Below are 15,844 nucleotides of genomic sequence, written 5' to 3'. Positions count from 1 at the left end.
TTGATATTTGTCATTCTGACCAGTATAAATAACCCCATATTATAAGAGTACTTGAAAAGCGATTCCTGAGGGAACGCGATAAGCAAGGTATATCGCACCACGAAAAAATATTCTCCGCGAAACTCTGCGCTTTCCTCCTCTTTCCTCTGCGTTAAAACTCTTTTATTACTCAACACTAATTACCCTGCCATCACGAAAAGCCAATAATTCACCTGGCTTTAAATGCGTCCAAACCTCATTATCCGTAAGTGGTGTAGTTGCAATCACAGCTACCCTATCTTCCGGTTTGGTTAATTCACTAAAATCCACCACCAAATCTTCATCAATTAAATGTGCTGCGGCAAAAGGAGCTTGACGTACAATGTAGCAAAGCTTCGTCGAACAATGGGCAAAGAAATAATCACCATCAGAAAACAAGTAATTAAATATACCAATATTTGCCAGCGTTCTTGTAATCTTTTCCAAGACTGGATATAACTCCTCTAAACTCGGCTTCTTTAGCGGAAACTGCTTTCTTAAGGTTTCCAAAATTACGCAAAAAGCTTTTTCGCTATCAGTAGTACCTACAGGTTGATAAAAACTTAAATCAAGAGGATTAAAACCCGGTAAATCACCATTATGGGCAAATACCCAATATCTTCCCCAAAGTTCCCGTCGAAATGGGTGACAATTCTCAAGGGTAATTTCCCCTTGGGTAGCTTTGCGAATATGGGCTATAACATGGTTTGAGTGGATAGGGTAGCGTTTTACAAGTGCCGCAATTGGAGATGTTACTGATGATTTAGCATCAAGGAACATTCGACACCCTTTTCCTTCAAAGAATGCAATTCCCCAACCATCCTTATGGTCGTCGGTTTTGCCTCCTCTAGCACAAAATCCTTCAAACGAGAAGCAAATATCCGTTGGGACATTGCAGTTCATACCCAGCAGTTGACACATGAATCAGAAAAGCTTCTATTAAATATCCAGCTTAGTTCAAAATCTGCTTAATATTCTGGCACGAATGTTGCAATATTCAGGAACTCCCCATAAATTTCAATATCAGGATTCGACCACACAATTAGTTTTTTTAGCAATCTACCCAAAGGATGATTATTATAATTTAAATTGAAAGCATTATTTGATTTTCTCAACCCTAGATTAGAAGAGGTTGGCAAAATTAAAGTTACACACTTCTACAGAGGGTATTTTCTAGTATATTCAAGGGTTGATTTTGGATGCGATCGCACCATCTCTGGATTTTTAAGGTAAAAATTATATAAATCACAGAAAAAGATAGTACTTACATACGTAGATGGCACAAAAAACTAACAAAGTATTAAAACAATCTGGCATAGTTCCGTATCGAATGAATAATGGGACTATTGAAGTACTATTGATTACCACTAGCAGTCAACAAGATTGGGTTGTACCGAAAGGTGGGATTGCGGGCAAGATGAGTCCACATGATTCTGCTGCGAAGGAAGCATGGGAAGAAGCAGGAGTTATCGGGGAAGTCAACCCAATTGAGTTTGGTAGCTATAAATATCGTAAAAATGGCAAAATCTACTCCGTGAAAATGTACTCCCTCTCCGTAAAAATGGAGTGCGATCGCTTTCCGGAAGCTGGTAAACGGATTAAGCAGTGGGTAAAAGCGAAGGAAGCTGTAAAACATGTCAAGAAACCATCACTTCGACGCATTCTCAAGGAGTTTGCCAAATACGAATCGAAAATAGACACGATGTGAACCCGTCGTAGAGACGTTCCGGTGGAACGTCTTCTATATATTTAAGAAATCAAGATATTTCCCTAACTTCCTTGGGAACACCAGCAGTTAACACATCATTCCCTGTTGCTGTGACTAAGACATCATCCTCGATACGTATACCAATACCAACCCAACGAGGATCGATTTCCGGTTGTCCTTCGACTGGTTTGGTATCAGGCACTATATAAAGTCCAGGTTCCACCGTCAATACCTGACCAGCTTGTAAAATTTGTGGCTTGTCGTCACCGTATTGATACACACCCACATCATGCACATCCAAACCCAGCCAATGCCCAGTACGGTGCATGTAGAAAGGTTTATATTTCTCTTCTTCAATCAGTTTATCAACTTCACCTACGAGTAAACCAATCTCCACTAAACCTTCAGTGAGGGTACGCACAGCAACATCATGGGCAAGGTTGTAGGGATTTCCGGGTTGCACTTGGGCTATGGCTTTTTTCTGGGCTTCCAGGACAATTTCGTAGAGTATTTTTTGTTCGGGTGTAAATTTACCACCGACGGGGAAAGTGCGTGTAACGTCAGAATTGTAGTAACCGTAAGCACAACCAGCGTCAATTAGTAATAATTCACCATCTTGCATTTGGCAGTTATTTTCGATGTAATGTAACACACAAGCATTTCTCCCAGATGCGACTATCGAGGGATACGCAGGACCAATTGCCCCCCGTTTGCGAAAAATATATTCGATTTCGGCTTGGACTTCGTGTTCGTAACGTCCAGGTTGGGTAAATTCCATTGCCTTATTGTGAGCTTCCACAGCAATATCTGCCGCTTTCCGCATTAATTCCAACTCAGTATTGCTTTTAACTAGCCGCAAACTATGGAGAATTGGTCCAGTATCCTCAATTGCAATTGGTCCAGTTCCCCGTTTCGGGTATGTTCGCATTAGCTTTTGCCAATGGGAGAGAATCCTTTCGTTAAAATTGCGATCGCGTCCCAAATGATAATAAATGCGATCGGCTTTTTCTAGGTATTGTGGTAATTTTTCATTCAGTTCACTAATGGGGTAAGCTTCATCTGCACCATAAAGTGCTTTTGCAGCTTCCACACCACAACGATAACCGCTCCATACTTCCTGTTCTCTGTCTTTTGGCTGTACAAACAGGATAAATTGATGTTCGGGATGGTTTGGTGCTAAAACAGCCACAGCTTGCGCTTCGTTTAGCCCTGTTAAATAGAAAAAATCGCTATCCTGACGGTAATTATACTCAACGTCGTTGTGCATGACTGCCATTGGAGCGGTGCGAAAAATCGCTGTTCCGTTACCAATTTTTGCCATTAATTGCGATCGACGCTGCTGATATTCTATATTCATGTGTGGATAAGGTAAGATATTTACTTAATTTTCATCTAACGATGTATTTTAAATTTTGTCACCCCTGTGCTGAAATAAACAAATCTTTCAGTATTTGTCATAGCTAAAAAAGTCTAAAAAAGTCTAAAAAAGTCTGTTTTTTCTACATCAGGACAGCTTATGGGAAAATTGCGATCCGCTAAATATCAAAATTTATCAGGATTGCTCCTCTAAGAAGATGTAAGAATGATTTTGGCAACTTCCAATATTAAATTGCTTTCTATTGTTACTTTTATTCTTCAGTTTCACCGGAGATAATCTTTGAATAATATTTCTGTTGAATCATTATCCAACCAAGGCATCAGTCAAAGCAAAAATAATCTTGATGCACTTTTATCGTTGCGTGGAATTGCCTGTTTAATGGTAGTAACTATCCATTGTGCTCCTCCTCGAAGTTCGATTATTTATTTAGGTTATGACTTCAGTTGGCTCATATTTAGTAATGGATTAGTCGCAGTCTGGATTTTCTTCTGTCTATCTGGTTATTTGATGGGTAAAGCTTTTTATTCTGGTCGTTATACTGTCGATACCAAAGGGATTTTTAATTTTTGGTGTAATCGTGCCCTGCGGATTGTTCCACTTTACTATTTTGTGTTACTCATCTTATCTATTTTTGTTTATACAGATATCCTGAAAATGGCAAATTGGGGTTATTTATTCCGGCTTTTAACATTTACATATCAACCATATTTTTATCCACAGCCTATAGCTTTCAATGATTCTCTGTGGTCTTTATCTACTGAAGTTCAGTTTTATTTGCTAGTCCCTTTTATTTACAGTATAATAGCTCCTTTAATAATAAGCCTTAGGCATTTTATAACCGCATTTTTCATAGTTATAATTACAGTTTTTCTCATCAAATTTATAACTTTATCTGGCTTTCAAAAACAAATTATAGAACAGTTCGCTTATGCTTTTAGATATTGGTATGCACCATTAATAAATAATCTTGATTTATTTATATGTGGTTTTCTAATTAATCCACTTATTCAAAGTTATAGACAGAATAAAAATACAGATTGTGCTACTAAATGTATAGATATAAATAATAAAAGTAATCTAAATAAAAAATATTTATCTAGATTTAATTTATTTTCTTATGCTAATAACAAAATTATTGCGATCGCATTAATTGTTCTACTTTATCTATTTACAGCACATCACTTTTATAACCAGGAATTATGGGGATTGCCAACCCGTACTGGTGGTTTTAGAACATCTACAACAATATTTATCCTTCAACCTCTAACAGCCATAATCACCTGCTTGTTTATTTTTGCTTTTGAATTAACAAAATACGAATCATATTCTAAGCATGAAAAACTATCATTCACCAACATATTAAAAAATCCAATTCGAGCTTTAGAAATTATGGGTAATTTATCCTATGGTGTATATGTATGGCATGTACCAATTATTCAAAAAATTACACCCATATTTATTTCAGATATTCCATTAGAAGCTTTTGCTTTCAGAATCACTGCAACCTTAATTTTATCGTCAATTTTAGCCACCATTACCTATTATTTAGTCGAAATTCCTGCCGCAAAATTTAAAATATATCGAGAAGTTAGAAATCAGGAATCAGAAGTCAGAAGTGAGAAATAAGCATAAATTTTGTACCATACAGAGAAACTGACTTTTTTTAATTATTGTGTTTTGCCTACAAAAAACTCAGTATTTACACATAGATTTTTCTCAATGCTTAATCCTGATACTGGTGAAAGTAGCAGCCTAAATGATATCTGAAAAAGCTTTTTTTAATTTAGCTAAGTGGGAACACGTATAAAGCTTGACGTAATCAAAAAAAATAGTTAGAAAATTGGAAGTAATTATATATACTTTATTTTTATGCTTACGTCAGATAATCGCTTTGTAGTCTCTTCAAATACTGATAATTTTAATCATTCCACTAATTCTCCTGTACCTTTATCAACCGACATTTTTACGGATGAGGGAAATATTAGCTTATCCCTACAAGGTAAATCATCCACTGGATTACGCGAGGAACCCCTAGCACAACCTCTAGGTGCTAATCCTTCGCCAAATCCCAACTCTTTATTTAGCAAGTCGTGGTGGGTAAATCCAGACTTTAATGGGGATGTGAAAACTGATATTTTTTGGCATAATAATCTGAATGGTGATAATAACTGGTGGTTTATAAATGCTTCATTAGTTGTTGATGCAAATACAGGTAGTACATTTAGAACTGACGAGAACTGGAAATACCAGGTTGGTGATATTGATGGGGATGGAAAAAGTGATTTAGTATGGCGTAATTTTAAAACTGGTGAAAATGCTATTTGGTTAATGCAGGGAAATAATCAATTAAAGGATGACTATTTTATTCCCAAAGTCGATTTTGATATTCCTAATTGGGATTTTAAATTGGGTGATACTAATGGGGATGGTAAGGCAGATTTGATTTGGCGCAATTATAAAACAGGGCAAAATGCTATTTGGCAAATGAACCGCGAAAAAATTGCTAGCTCGGCATTTTTAGACAAGGTTATTGACGTGAAATGGGATTTTGAAATTGCTGACTCGAATGGTGATGGTAGAAGTGATTTCATTTGGTATAACTCTCAAACTGGTGAAAATGCTAGTTGGATTTTGAATTCAGATGGTCTGGGTTTAGATAGTAAAAATTCGGGATTTCTGCCAACCACTAAAGATTTAAATTGGAAGTTTAAAATTGCCGATACAGATGGTAATGGTAAAACTGATTTGGTATGGCGAAATTATAAAACTGGTGAGAATGCTGTTTGGTTTCTAAAAGATAATGGCTTCGAGTATGATTACGGTGCTTTTATTGATAAAGTAGATGACTTGAATTGGGATTTTAGTATTGCTGATGCTAATGGTGATGGTAAGACTGATTTAGTATGGCGAAATTATAAAACTGGTCAAAATGCTATTTGGAAAATCAGTGCTTCACGAGTTAGTGGGAGTAATTTAGGAGTCGGTAAAATTGATGGGGCAGAATATCTTCCTTCAATTAACGAGACTAAAGACTTAAATTGGGATTTTAATATTGGTGATTACAATGGTGATGGTAAGACTGATTTATTGTGGCGTAATTTTCAAACTGGTGAAAATCAACTTTGGTTTTTAGATGACTTAAAAGTTCAACCCAATGGTGTTGCTGATATAATTCCTCTTCCCAAAGGTTGGGTTTTCTTATAAAAAAATCTTCAATTTTATTTTAATTTTATTAAAATATCCCTGACTTCTCTAAGAAGTCAGGGAAGGGATATGAATAAATGAAATGAGAAGTCAGGGATATGAGAGAAAGGGGGTATTTTCAGGTTTAAATTTTGTTAGACAAAGCAAGTTGTTTTGTTAACAATATATCAGATTTTTCCTGATTAACTTGATTCAATTTAGCGACAATTCCATCTACATTCTTCTTCGCATCACCAAACAACATTCGTGTATTTTCCTTGTAAAACAAAGGATTCTCAACCCCCGCATAACCACTTGCCATACTCCGCTTCATCACCACAACGGTTTTCGCTTTCCATACTTCCATAACTGGCATTCCCGCGATCGCACTGTTGGGGTCTTCTAAGGCGCTAGGATTTACGGTATCATTGGCTCCAATTACTAACACCACATCTGTTTTGGTAAAATCTTCGTTGATTTCATCCATTTCCAAAACTATGTCGTAGGGTACACGCGCTTCTGCCAAAAGTACGTTCATGTGTCCCGGCATTCTTCCTGCTACGGGATGGATTCCAAAACGTACCTGAACACCACGACTACGCAACAATTTGACTATTTCTGATACAGCATGTTGTGCTTGAGCTACTGCCATTCCATAACCAGGAACTATGACAACGCTTTTGGCATTGCGTAAAAATTCGACAGTTTCCTCAACGTCTGCTGTCAATGCATCCCCTGTAGGTAACACAGATGCTGTTGACGATGTTGTATTGGTATCTGCCCCAAAACCACCCAAAATGACGCTGATAAAGGAGCGATTCATGGCTTTACACATGATGTAGCTGAGGATGGCACCACTACTTCCCACCAAAGCACCTGTAATGATAAGTAAATCGTTCGAGAGCATGAATCCAGCCGCAGCAGCAGCCCAACCAGAATAACTATTGAGCATGGAAATTACAACTGGCATATCAGCACCACCAATTGCTAATACCAAATGAATGCCCAAAATACAACCAATTGTGGACATTAATAATAATGGTTGTAATCCTTCTGGATGTGCTGTACCCATAAATTGGATGCCGAACCAAACACAACCACCAAGCATTGCTAGGTTGAGTAAATGTCTGCCAGGGAGGAGTAAAGATTTGCTACTGATGATTCCCCGCAGTTTCCCAAAGGCAATTACCGAACCAGAAAGGGTGATAGCACCGATAAATACACCAATGAAGATTTCGATTTCGTGGATTGTCGATTCCACTGGGGTAAGTAGTGCTGGTGCTTGGAGGTAATTGGAAATACCAACCAAAACGGCTGCTGCACCTACAAAACTATGTAGGATTGCCACCAATTCGGGCATGGAAGTCATTGCCACACGGGAAGCCACGATCGCACCAATTACTCCTCCGGGGATGACTACAGATGCCAAGATTCCATAGGAATTAGTTGAGAGTGTGAGTGCGGTAGCGACGAATGCGATCGCCATTCCCAAAATCCCGAAAATATTCCCTTTTCCGGCTGTTTGCTGGTTGGAAAGTCCTCCCAAACTCAGGATAAATAAGGCACTAGCGACAATATATGCGACTGTTAATAGATTATTTGACATGTTTATTTTTTAATTATTGGGCATTGGGAATTTTCCCTTCTATAGCGGTTTATCTTGCTCCCCTTCCCTCACAGGGAAGGGGTTGGGGGTTAGGTCAATTATTGGATGGATGCATACTATATGCCTATCTTTGGAACATTTTCAGCATTCGTTGAGTGACGAGGAAACCACCGGAAATATTAATCATGCCGATAAAAATTGCGATCGCGCCTAAAATACTTGTAGCTGAATCTGAATCTCCTGAAAGTTGCAGCATTCCACCAATGATAATAATGCCGCTAATGGCATTGGTGACGCTCATTAAAGGTGTATGCAATGCTGGTTTGACGTTCCAAATCACTTGCCAACCTACAAAGCAAGCGAGGACAAATACTGTAAAGTGCGACAAAAATGAAGCTGGGGCACTAATTCCAATGCCAATCAATGCAAATGCGGCAACAAATACCCAAAGTAAGTCATTACTACTCTTCTTAGAATTGCCTTTGGAAGTCTCTTGGGAATTGCTATGAGAACTCAAAGATGAAGTTTGAGAAACTTCGACTTTCTTCTCAACTTTCGTCTCGACTTTTTTCTCAATTACCTTCTCAATTTTGGCTGGCAGAACTGGAACTTCACCAGCATGAAGCACTAATGCACCACGAACCACATCATCATCAAGATTGATATGGAAATTATTTCCTCCACCCATTTCTTGGAGTAAATGACACAAATTAGTCCCATAAAGTTGACTTGCTTGTTGTGCCATCCGACTTGGTAAGTCTGTGAACCCAACTATCGTCACTCCTTGATAACGATAAGCTTCTCCTGGATGAGTACAAGCGCAATTTCCACCTTGTTCTGCTGCCAAATCCACAACTACCGAACCATCTTTCATACTCTCCACCATTTCTTGGGTGATGAGTATGGGTGCTTTCCTACCTGGGATCAGTGCAGTCGTAATAATAATATCAACTTCCTTGGCTTGCTCCGCGAATAATTCCATCTCCGCTTTGATGAACTCATCACTCATCACCTTTGCATAACCACCTTCCCCATTACCATCTTCAGTAAATTGGAGTTCGAGAAACTCTGCACCTAAACTTTCGATTTGTTCCTTGACCACAAGTCGCGTATCAAACGCACGCACAATCGCTCCTAATCCCTTCGCTGTGCCAATTGCAGCCAAACCAGCCACACCAGCACCAATTACCAATACCTTCGCTGGGGGAACCTTCCCTGCGGCAGTAATTTGACCATTAAAAAAGCGTCCAAAGTTGTTTGCAGCTTCAATTACAGCCCGATAACCAGCCAAATTTGCCATCGACGACAAAGCATCCAGCTTTTGAGCGCGACTGATGCGGGGTATTGCCTCCATAGCCACCACATTAGCCTTACGCTTGCCTAATTCATTCATCAAATCTGGATTTTGCTTGGCATAGATAAAACTAATTAATGACTTCCCTTCCGATAGTAATTCAGCCTCATGCTTGCCCAGTTCCGGATGCATCTGTGGCGATCGCACTTTCAACACAATGTCAGCTTCCGACCATAATGTTGGAGCATCGGCAACTATTTTGCAATTAACTCCTGCATAAGCAGCATCGGCAAAATTTGCCCCATTCCCAGCACCAGACTCTATTAGGACATCAAAACCAAGCTTCATTAACTGCTTGGCTGTATCTGGTGTCGCGGCAACGCGATATTCGTTTTGGTAAATTTCCTTTGGGATACCAACCTTCATCCCCATAATTCTCCTTAATTAATTTATCCGATTCCCAGATTCAAAGAGACACTAATGTTCTGAAACTAACTTGTATAGACTTTGACTTCAAAATAACATTATGCGTGGTGTTTTATATCTATTCTTGTTTTAATTCTTCACAAGAATTGAATCATGTTGCTAGGGCAAATCATAATAGTCATTAAATCGAAAAATATATATTTTGATATAAATATTTACGTAAATCTTACGTAATTCATGCATTGATTTATTGACGTTTATTTCCGACTTTTTACTAATTTTTACTAATGTGTCTATTTTGTGCGATCGCTCTTGTCGGGTTTTAGTGTTCGTTTAGTTCTCAGTTGAGCGAAAAACAGTCGGTAATCGAGAATACCGTAGGGGAACCCACGGTTGTTTGCCCTAATTTATATTGTTTTGCATTGTATCCAAGTAAGAAGCGCTATAAAGCCTTACTAAAAAAGGGTTTCAATTATTTACTTACATGGCATTCTCGAAAAAAGTAATTTATAATACAGCACAAGTGTAAAAAAATCAGAAAATCTTTTTATAGGTATTTTGAGTATTTATTTCTAGCTCATAAATTTACATATCGCTCTAAATATCTCTAAATATTGCTTATCAAAAACGTAGATTAAATATTATTTCATTATGTTAGTAACCCAACAATCCATACTCAAACGCTTTTGGTATCCAGTTTTACCCATCAATCTATTAACCGATGGAAAACCCCAGCAATTTACCCTTTTGGGGGAAAAAATCGTTATTTGGTTCGATTCTCAAGGAAATACTGCCGCAGTCAAAGACAGATGCTGTCATCGTTCTGCCCAATTATCTAAGGGAAAAGTGACAGAAGGTTGTATCGAATGTCCTTATCACGGTTGGAGATTCGATGCTGGGGGGAATTGTACCCACGTACCGCAATTGCAAGCAGGAATGATTTCCCCTAGCTACAAAGTGATTGCTTACGCTTGTACGGAGCGTTACGGTTATGTATGGGTATGTTTGGGGGAACCTATCTGTAATATTCCCGATATTCCCGAAGCCAAAGATGCTAAATTTCGCTTAATTCCAGAATTTTATGAACCTTGGAAATGTGCTGGTTTGCGAGTCATGGAAAATGAATTTGATACTGCACATCCTACGTTTGTTCATACTACAACTTTCGGTAGTGAAGAACATCCAACCCCCGATAAGATGGAGTTGAAGGAAAGCGAATGGGGAATCGATTTTTGGACAACTTTAGGTGTGACAAATCCCCAATTGCAGCAAGAAAATACCAAATTGGAGCAAAATAAAACAGTACGCACAATGCACATGACTTGGTATATGCCATTTACTGCCCAATTGCGAATAGGTTATCCGAATGGGTTAGTGCATATTGTGGTGAATACAGCAGTTCCAATTGATGATTCCACTTCTCAAATAGTGCAGTTTTGCTTGCGTAATGATACTGAAGCTGAGACAAAAGCTGAAAATATTATTGCTTTTGATCGCGCTGTGACTTTGGAAGATAAAGTTATTTTGGAAACGACTGATTTTGATGTGCCACTTGATATCACCAAAGAACAGCACATGATGACTGATAAACCGGGAATTTTAATGCGAAGGAAGTTTTTAGCGCTGTTGAAAGCCAATGGAGAAGTCGAACAAACCCAATGAATATCGACTGAATTTAATTATGCATTATCCAAAACCCTTGTAAACACTATGTTTCCATACTATAATTGCCAAATAATTAAGTATTTTTACCAAGCCAGGTATTTTGGGTTTTTGCGTTAGGGGAGAAATCAGGTTTCTGAGATTGTCATACTGCTAGTAGTTTTTTCGTGGGAGAGAAACCCGATTTCTTGGGATTTGATGATTTTGAGCATCTCACACCACGTAAAAACTGGTTTATCTATCAACGATAATCTTGGGTTTGAATTTGACGCAATCTCGCCGCATCCCGCATGTTATATTCAGGACGACAAAAGCGATTTAATTGCATTTCAAAAAACTCCCTATTCGCTTGTAAATGTTTAGGATTTGGGTCATCTAATGGATACAACAATGCTGTCCGTAATGCCTGAATCACTGCCGAAGTCACATTATACATTGAACGCTGGAAAGTAATCCCCAATTGAATCAAGATGTCTTCTTGCCCACGACAATGTTGTTGGTAATAATCAATCAGATATTGTGGCAAAAAGTGCAACATATCCTGCATTAATAATGTCGGTGGAATTCCCGCAGTACCCACAGGAAACACATCTGCATAAAGAATTCCGAAATGAAAGTCTTTTTGTTCTTCGGGTACTTGTCCAGCTTGGGCATTGTACGATTTTGTACCACGAAATGGGGCAGTACGGTAAAAAACAGCTTCAACGTAGGGTAACGCTGCTTCATACAACCAAGTAAAACCCTTAGATTTGGGAATAATTTCGTAGCATTCCCCTTTAATATAAACATGATGGTAAATTGGACGACCTGCGATCGCAAATATGCCATTGACCAAAAAGTCCATTGCGTCGGGTACTCCTTTGAAACCACCTTCGTCATAAATATCGGACATTTCAAAGAATACGGGAGCCATTACTTCCCAAAATAACCCCAGATTGGCGTAGTATGACATCTGGCGGCACTGTTCGAGGAACATGTCAGGAAATAGCTTGTACAGCCCTAACATTGCCGGATTGCCCTGAAAATAGGCTTTGATTGCCCTGTCTGCGTTAGCTCGGTATTCGTCGGAATCTAGATAAGCATCGAATTGATTAACTGGTGCATACATTTGTCGATGCCAAAGCATTGCCCGCATACAAGCTTCAGCAAACTCCATGTTGATGCGATCGTGTAGCAAATGATGGAGTAATTTTGGCATTTTGGTGGTTTCACCTTTTTCCATAAATGCCAAAAGTTCGGGATGGGCTGTTCCCACACCACGCCAAATTCTTAAATCGGCATTATCGCCAGCATAATGATTTTCACGCTGTAAATATTCATCGGAAATAAAGTATTTAAAAAAGGGAAATGGCTCTAAAAATACCTGTTCGGCAATATAAAGTAAATCGCGCCAATAAAAATCCATTGGTACGGCGTAAGCTTTATAAATACCGATAATTTGCATTAAGTTTTCTGGTGTATCAGGTAGCATTGAACCACCAGCTTCGAGTCGATGAATTATATCAGCAAATTCGTGTGTAGATGGTGGTAATTTAGTTGTTTGTTTTTCTGGTGTTAGTACCATTTTTATTCCCCATTTTGGATTTGAGATTTGGAATTTAAACGCAGAGTGACGCAGGGGTTAACGCAGAGTTTCGCAGAGTGTTGGCTGTGAATTTGTACAATTATTTCAATGCTATTTGGGGAGAAGTTGTTGTTTTTATTTGGGGAATATGGGCAACCATTGCGGTAGTTGTAGGTTCGCTCCAACGTACTAACCAATTTGGTTGTACACCCAAGAAGATAATTAATGCAGTTAAGATAAAAGCTGGCATTTTTTCCGACCAAAATGTGCGGGGGTAATATGCCAAATTGTTATCTAATTTGCCGAAGCAGGTACGGTTAAGCAATATCACGAAATATACCGCAGTTAAAGCTGTGGCAATCACACACATTAATGTGGGAATTGGGAACACTGAGAAACTGCCTTGAAAAACGATAAATTCGGCAATGAATCCAGTCATCCCCGGAATACCTGCACTTGCCATTCCTCCCAACACCAACAACGCACTAACCAGGGGTAATCCCCGAATTGGACTCATTAAACCATTGAGTTTGTCGAGTTCGCGAGTACCTACCTTTGCTTCCACAACCCCAACTAGATGGAACAGAATCGCTAAAATAATCCCATGACTGACCATTTGCGCGATCGCACCAACTAATGACAAAGGGGTACTAGCTGCACTGGCAAGTAAAACATAACCCATGTGTCCAATGGAACTGTAAGCAACCATCCGTTTGATATCCTTTTGCGCGATCGCAGTTAAGGTTCCGTAGATTGCACTACCTGCCCCCCAAATTGCCAAAGTCGGTGCGATCGCACTCCAAGCATCGGGGAACATCGACATGCCAAACCTCAGTAAACCGTAGGTTCCCAGCTTTGCCAAAACTCCACCCAACAGAATTGCCACTGGTGCGGATGCTTCTACGTAGGCATCAGGCAACCACGTATGAAATGGGACCAAGGGAATTTTAATTCCAAAGCCAACGACAATCCCAACCAGGAGAATTAGTTGTGATGCTGCCGATAGGGATTGGGTGGAAATATCGCTCATAGCAAAGGATTTGGAACCTGTCAACCAAACTATTCCCAAGAATGTAGCTAGAATTAAAGCACCGGAAACAGCAGTATAAATTAAAAACTTAATTCCTGCGTAATTTCTTTTTTCACCACCCCAAATTGAAATTAATAGATAAAAGGGTATTAATTCTAATTCGTAGAACAGGAAGAATAGCAGTAAATTTTCTGCCATAAATGCCCCAGCAACCCCACCACTAATTAGTAAAATGAGGGAGTAGAAAAGGCGAGGACGAGCTGTATCTTTGCTGCTACTATAAATAGCAATCCAAGTTAAAAGACTATTTAATGCCAGCATGAGAATAGATAATCCATCCACACCCAACTGATAGTTTAAACCCAAAGTTTCGTTCCAAGGAATATTTTCTCTAAACTGCATTCCTGGATTGCTAACATCAAATTTTATTAAAACAAAAACATTCCAAAGTAAAGTAAATCCAGAAATAAACAAAGCCCCTAATCTTACATTTCCCGTAGGTAACTTATTGGGAAATAAAGCAACTAGTAAAGCTCCAAAAATAGGAACCCAAATTAAAACACTAAGCATGATTTTATTGTTTGATAGTTATTAGCCATAAATCGTGAAAAATTCCTCTCTTCCTCTTCTTGGCGTTCTCCGCGTCTTGGCGGTTCCCTACTTCCTTTATTTCCTCATTCAGGTATCGCTAACATCGACATAGAAGCCGACATCAAATCTAAAAATTGACTCCCCCAAAACTGCCAAGTTACAAAAGCACCAAGCACACCAACACCCAACAAAACCGTTAGTGCATAAAACTGAGTTTGTCCCGAATTGCTATACTTAAGTCCTTCACCACCACCCAACGAAATTAAACCAACCAAATTAACAATTCCATCAATAACAAAGCGGTCAACAATATCGGTTAACTTGGAAATTAAATCCACACCCAAAACAATACTACCTTTGTAAATTTTCGGCGTATAAAAGTCGTAGGCAAGCAAATTTTGTAGAGGTTTAAAGGGCAAACGCAAAGGCTTAGGAATGACATTACCGAGATAAATCACCGCACTCAGACTACAACCAAAAATACTCGACCAAATCAACAGCAACGCTACATCTTTATTAATCATTGCCCAATTAGGTAACAACGAGAAACTTTGTAAAACCAAAGGCAAATGCAACACAAAGCCGAATAAAATCACCATTGGCAATATCATCTGCCAAGAAACTTCAGGCGATCGCTCGCTCATTTGTTTGGATTTTCCACCCCAAATCAAGCCAAATTCACGGGTTAAGCCAAATGCAGTCAAAGCATTAACGACAATAACCACTCCCAACAATATGGGTTGAGTTCCCCAGAGGGTATCTGCAAGCTCCAACATTGCCCAGAAACCACCCAAAGGAGGTAAACCAATCAATCCTAAGGTTCCAACCACATAAGCTAATCCAGAAATTGGACGACGTGACCACAAACCACCCAACTGGGTCACATTTTGAGTAATACTATTCCAAATTACCCCACCAGTCGCCATCACCAACAATGCAGCAGATAATGCATGACTGAGTACCAATAACAACGCTGCTTCATCCTGTTGAGTTCCCACAGCGATAAACACCAAACCCATGTAGGCACTTACCGAATAGGACAAACAACGCTTCATATCGATTTGTGCGATCGCAATTAAGGAACCACCTAAAGCTGTCACTGCACCAATTGTAATCATTGCTGAAGATGCAAATGGCGATAAGGTAAATACTGGCTGCAATTTAATTAATACCCAGGCTCCTGTAGCAACAACTACCGAGTTCCGTAAAATTGTACTGGGAATTGGTCCTTCCATCGCTTCATCCAACCACAAATGCAGTGGGAATTGAGCGCATTTACCCATCGGACCCGCAATTAATCCCAAACAAACTAAAGTAATGATTGTGGGGTTGCTGGGGCATTTATGGCAGAAAATTTACTGCTATTCTTCCTGTTCTACGAATT

Annotated in this window: 10 protein-coding genes and 1 pseudogene; 4 read left to right on the top strand and 7 right to left on the bottom strand. The window is 39.1% G+C overall.

Annotation, left to right across the window (positions count from 1 at the left end; all coding sequences use genetic code 11):
• Positions 1 to 165 precede the first annotated feature (165 nt).
• The gene (locus tag CK510_RS12870) at positions 166 to 939 is read right to left on the bottom strand and encodes a class II glutamine amidotransferase (protein WP_095722085.1); all 774 of its coding nucleotides are present in this window, start codon (positions 937 to 939) and stop codon (positions 166 to 168) included.
• 355 nt (positions 940 to 1,294) lie between these two features.
• On the opposite strand from CK510_RS12870, the gene CK510_RS12865 reads away from it, so the two are divergent.
• Positions 1,295 to 1,726, top strand: coding sequence for an NUDIX hydrolase (locus CK510_RS12865; protein WP_095722084.1), 432 nt, complete (start codon positions 1,295 to 1,297; stop codon positions 1,724 to 1,726).
• Between the two features lie 49 nt (positions 1,727 to 1,775).
• Here CK510_RS12865 and CK510_RS12860 read toward each other — a convergent pair whose 3' ends face one another.
• Entirely contained in the window at positions 1,776 to 3,083 is a 1,308-nt protein-coding gene (locus tag CK510_RS12860; RefSeq protein WP_095722083.1) for an aminopeptidase P N-terminal domain-containing protein, read from the bottom strand.
• 300 nt (positions 3,084 to 3,383) lie between these two features.
• Between CK510_RS12860 and CK510_RS12855 the strand changes: the two genes are divergently transcribed.
• Entirely contained in the window at positions 3,384 to 4,730 is a 1,347-nt protein-coding gene (locus tag CK510_RS12855; protein ID WP_342745955.1) for an acyltransferase family protein, read from the top strand.
• Positions 4,731 to 4,973: 243 nt separating this feature from the next.
• Positions 4,974 to 6,308, top strand: coding sequence for an FG-GAP repeat domain-containing protein (locus tag CK510_RS12850; RefSeq protein WP_095722082.1), 1,335 nt, complete (start codon positions 4,974 to 4,976; stop codon positions 6,306 to 6,308).
• A gap of 124 nt (positions 6,309 to 6,432) precedes the next feature.
• Here CK510_RS12850 and pntB read toward each other — a convergent pair whose 3' ends face one another.
• The gene (gene pntB / locus CK510_RS12845) at positions 6,433 to 7,893 is read right to left on the bottom strand and encodes a Re/Si-specific NAD(P)(+) transhydrogenase subunit beta (RefSeq protein WP_095722081.1); all 1,461 of its coding nucleotides are present in this window, start codon (positions 7,891 to 7,893) and stop codon (positions 6,433 to 6,435) included.
• Between the two features lie 124 nt (positions 7,894 to 8,017).
• Entirely contained in the window at positions 8,018 to 9,613 is a 1,596-nt protein-coding gene (gene pntA, locus CK510_RS12840) for a Re/Si-specific NAD(P)(+) transhydrogenase subunit alpha (protein ID WP_095722086.1), read from the bottom strand.
• A 651-nt stretch (positions 9,614 to 10,264) separates the two neighbouring features.
• Between pntA and CK510_RS12835 the strand changes: the two genes are divergently transcribed.
• Complete coding sequence (locus tag CK510_RS12835) at positions 10,265 to 11,275, top strand: aromatic ring-hydroxylating dioxygenase subunit alpha (RefSeq protein WP_095722080.1); 1,011 nt, start codon at positions 10,265 to 10,267, stop codon at positions 11,273 to 11,275.
• A 241-nt stretch (positions 11,276 to 11,516) separates the two neighbouring features.
• Here CK510_RS12835 and CK510_RS12830 read toward each other — a convergent pair whose 3' ends face one another.
• The 3 genes and pseudogenes from CK510_RS12830 to CK510_RS12820 form a co-directional block, all read right to left on the bottom strand.
• The gene (locus CK510_RS12830; protein WP_095722079.1) at positions 11,517 to 12,839 is read right to left on the bottom strand and encodes a CO2 hydration protein CupA; all 1,323 of its coding nucleotides are present in this window, start codon (positions 12,837 to 12,839) and stop codon (positions 11,517 to 11,519) included.
• 100 nt (positions 12,840 to 12,939) lie between these two features.
• The gene (locus CK510_RS12825; RefSeq protein WP_095722078.1) at positions 12,940 to 14,439 is read right to left on the bottom strand and encodes an NADH-quinone oxidoreductase subunit M; all 1,500 of its coding nucleotides are present in this window, start codon (positions 14,437 to 14,439) and stop codon (positions 12,940 to 12,942) included.
• Between the two features lie 104 nt (positions 14,440 to 14,543).
• Positions 14,544 to 15,791: pseudogene (locus tag CK510_RS12820) on the bottom strand (proton-conducting transporter transmembrane domain-containing protein); the annotation flags it as partial.
• Positions 15,792 to 15,844 lie beyond the last annotated feature (53 nt).

The sequence above is a fragment of the Brunnivagina elsteri CCALA 953 genome, from assembly GCF_002289455.1.
GTDB lineage: Bacteria > Cyanobacteriota > Cyanobacteriia > Cyanobacteriales > Nostocaceae > Brunnivagina > Brunnivagina elsteri.
Note: the sequence above shows the minus strand (reverse complement) of the source record. Positions and strands in the feature narration are given on the sequence as shown.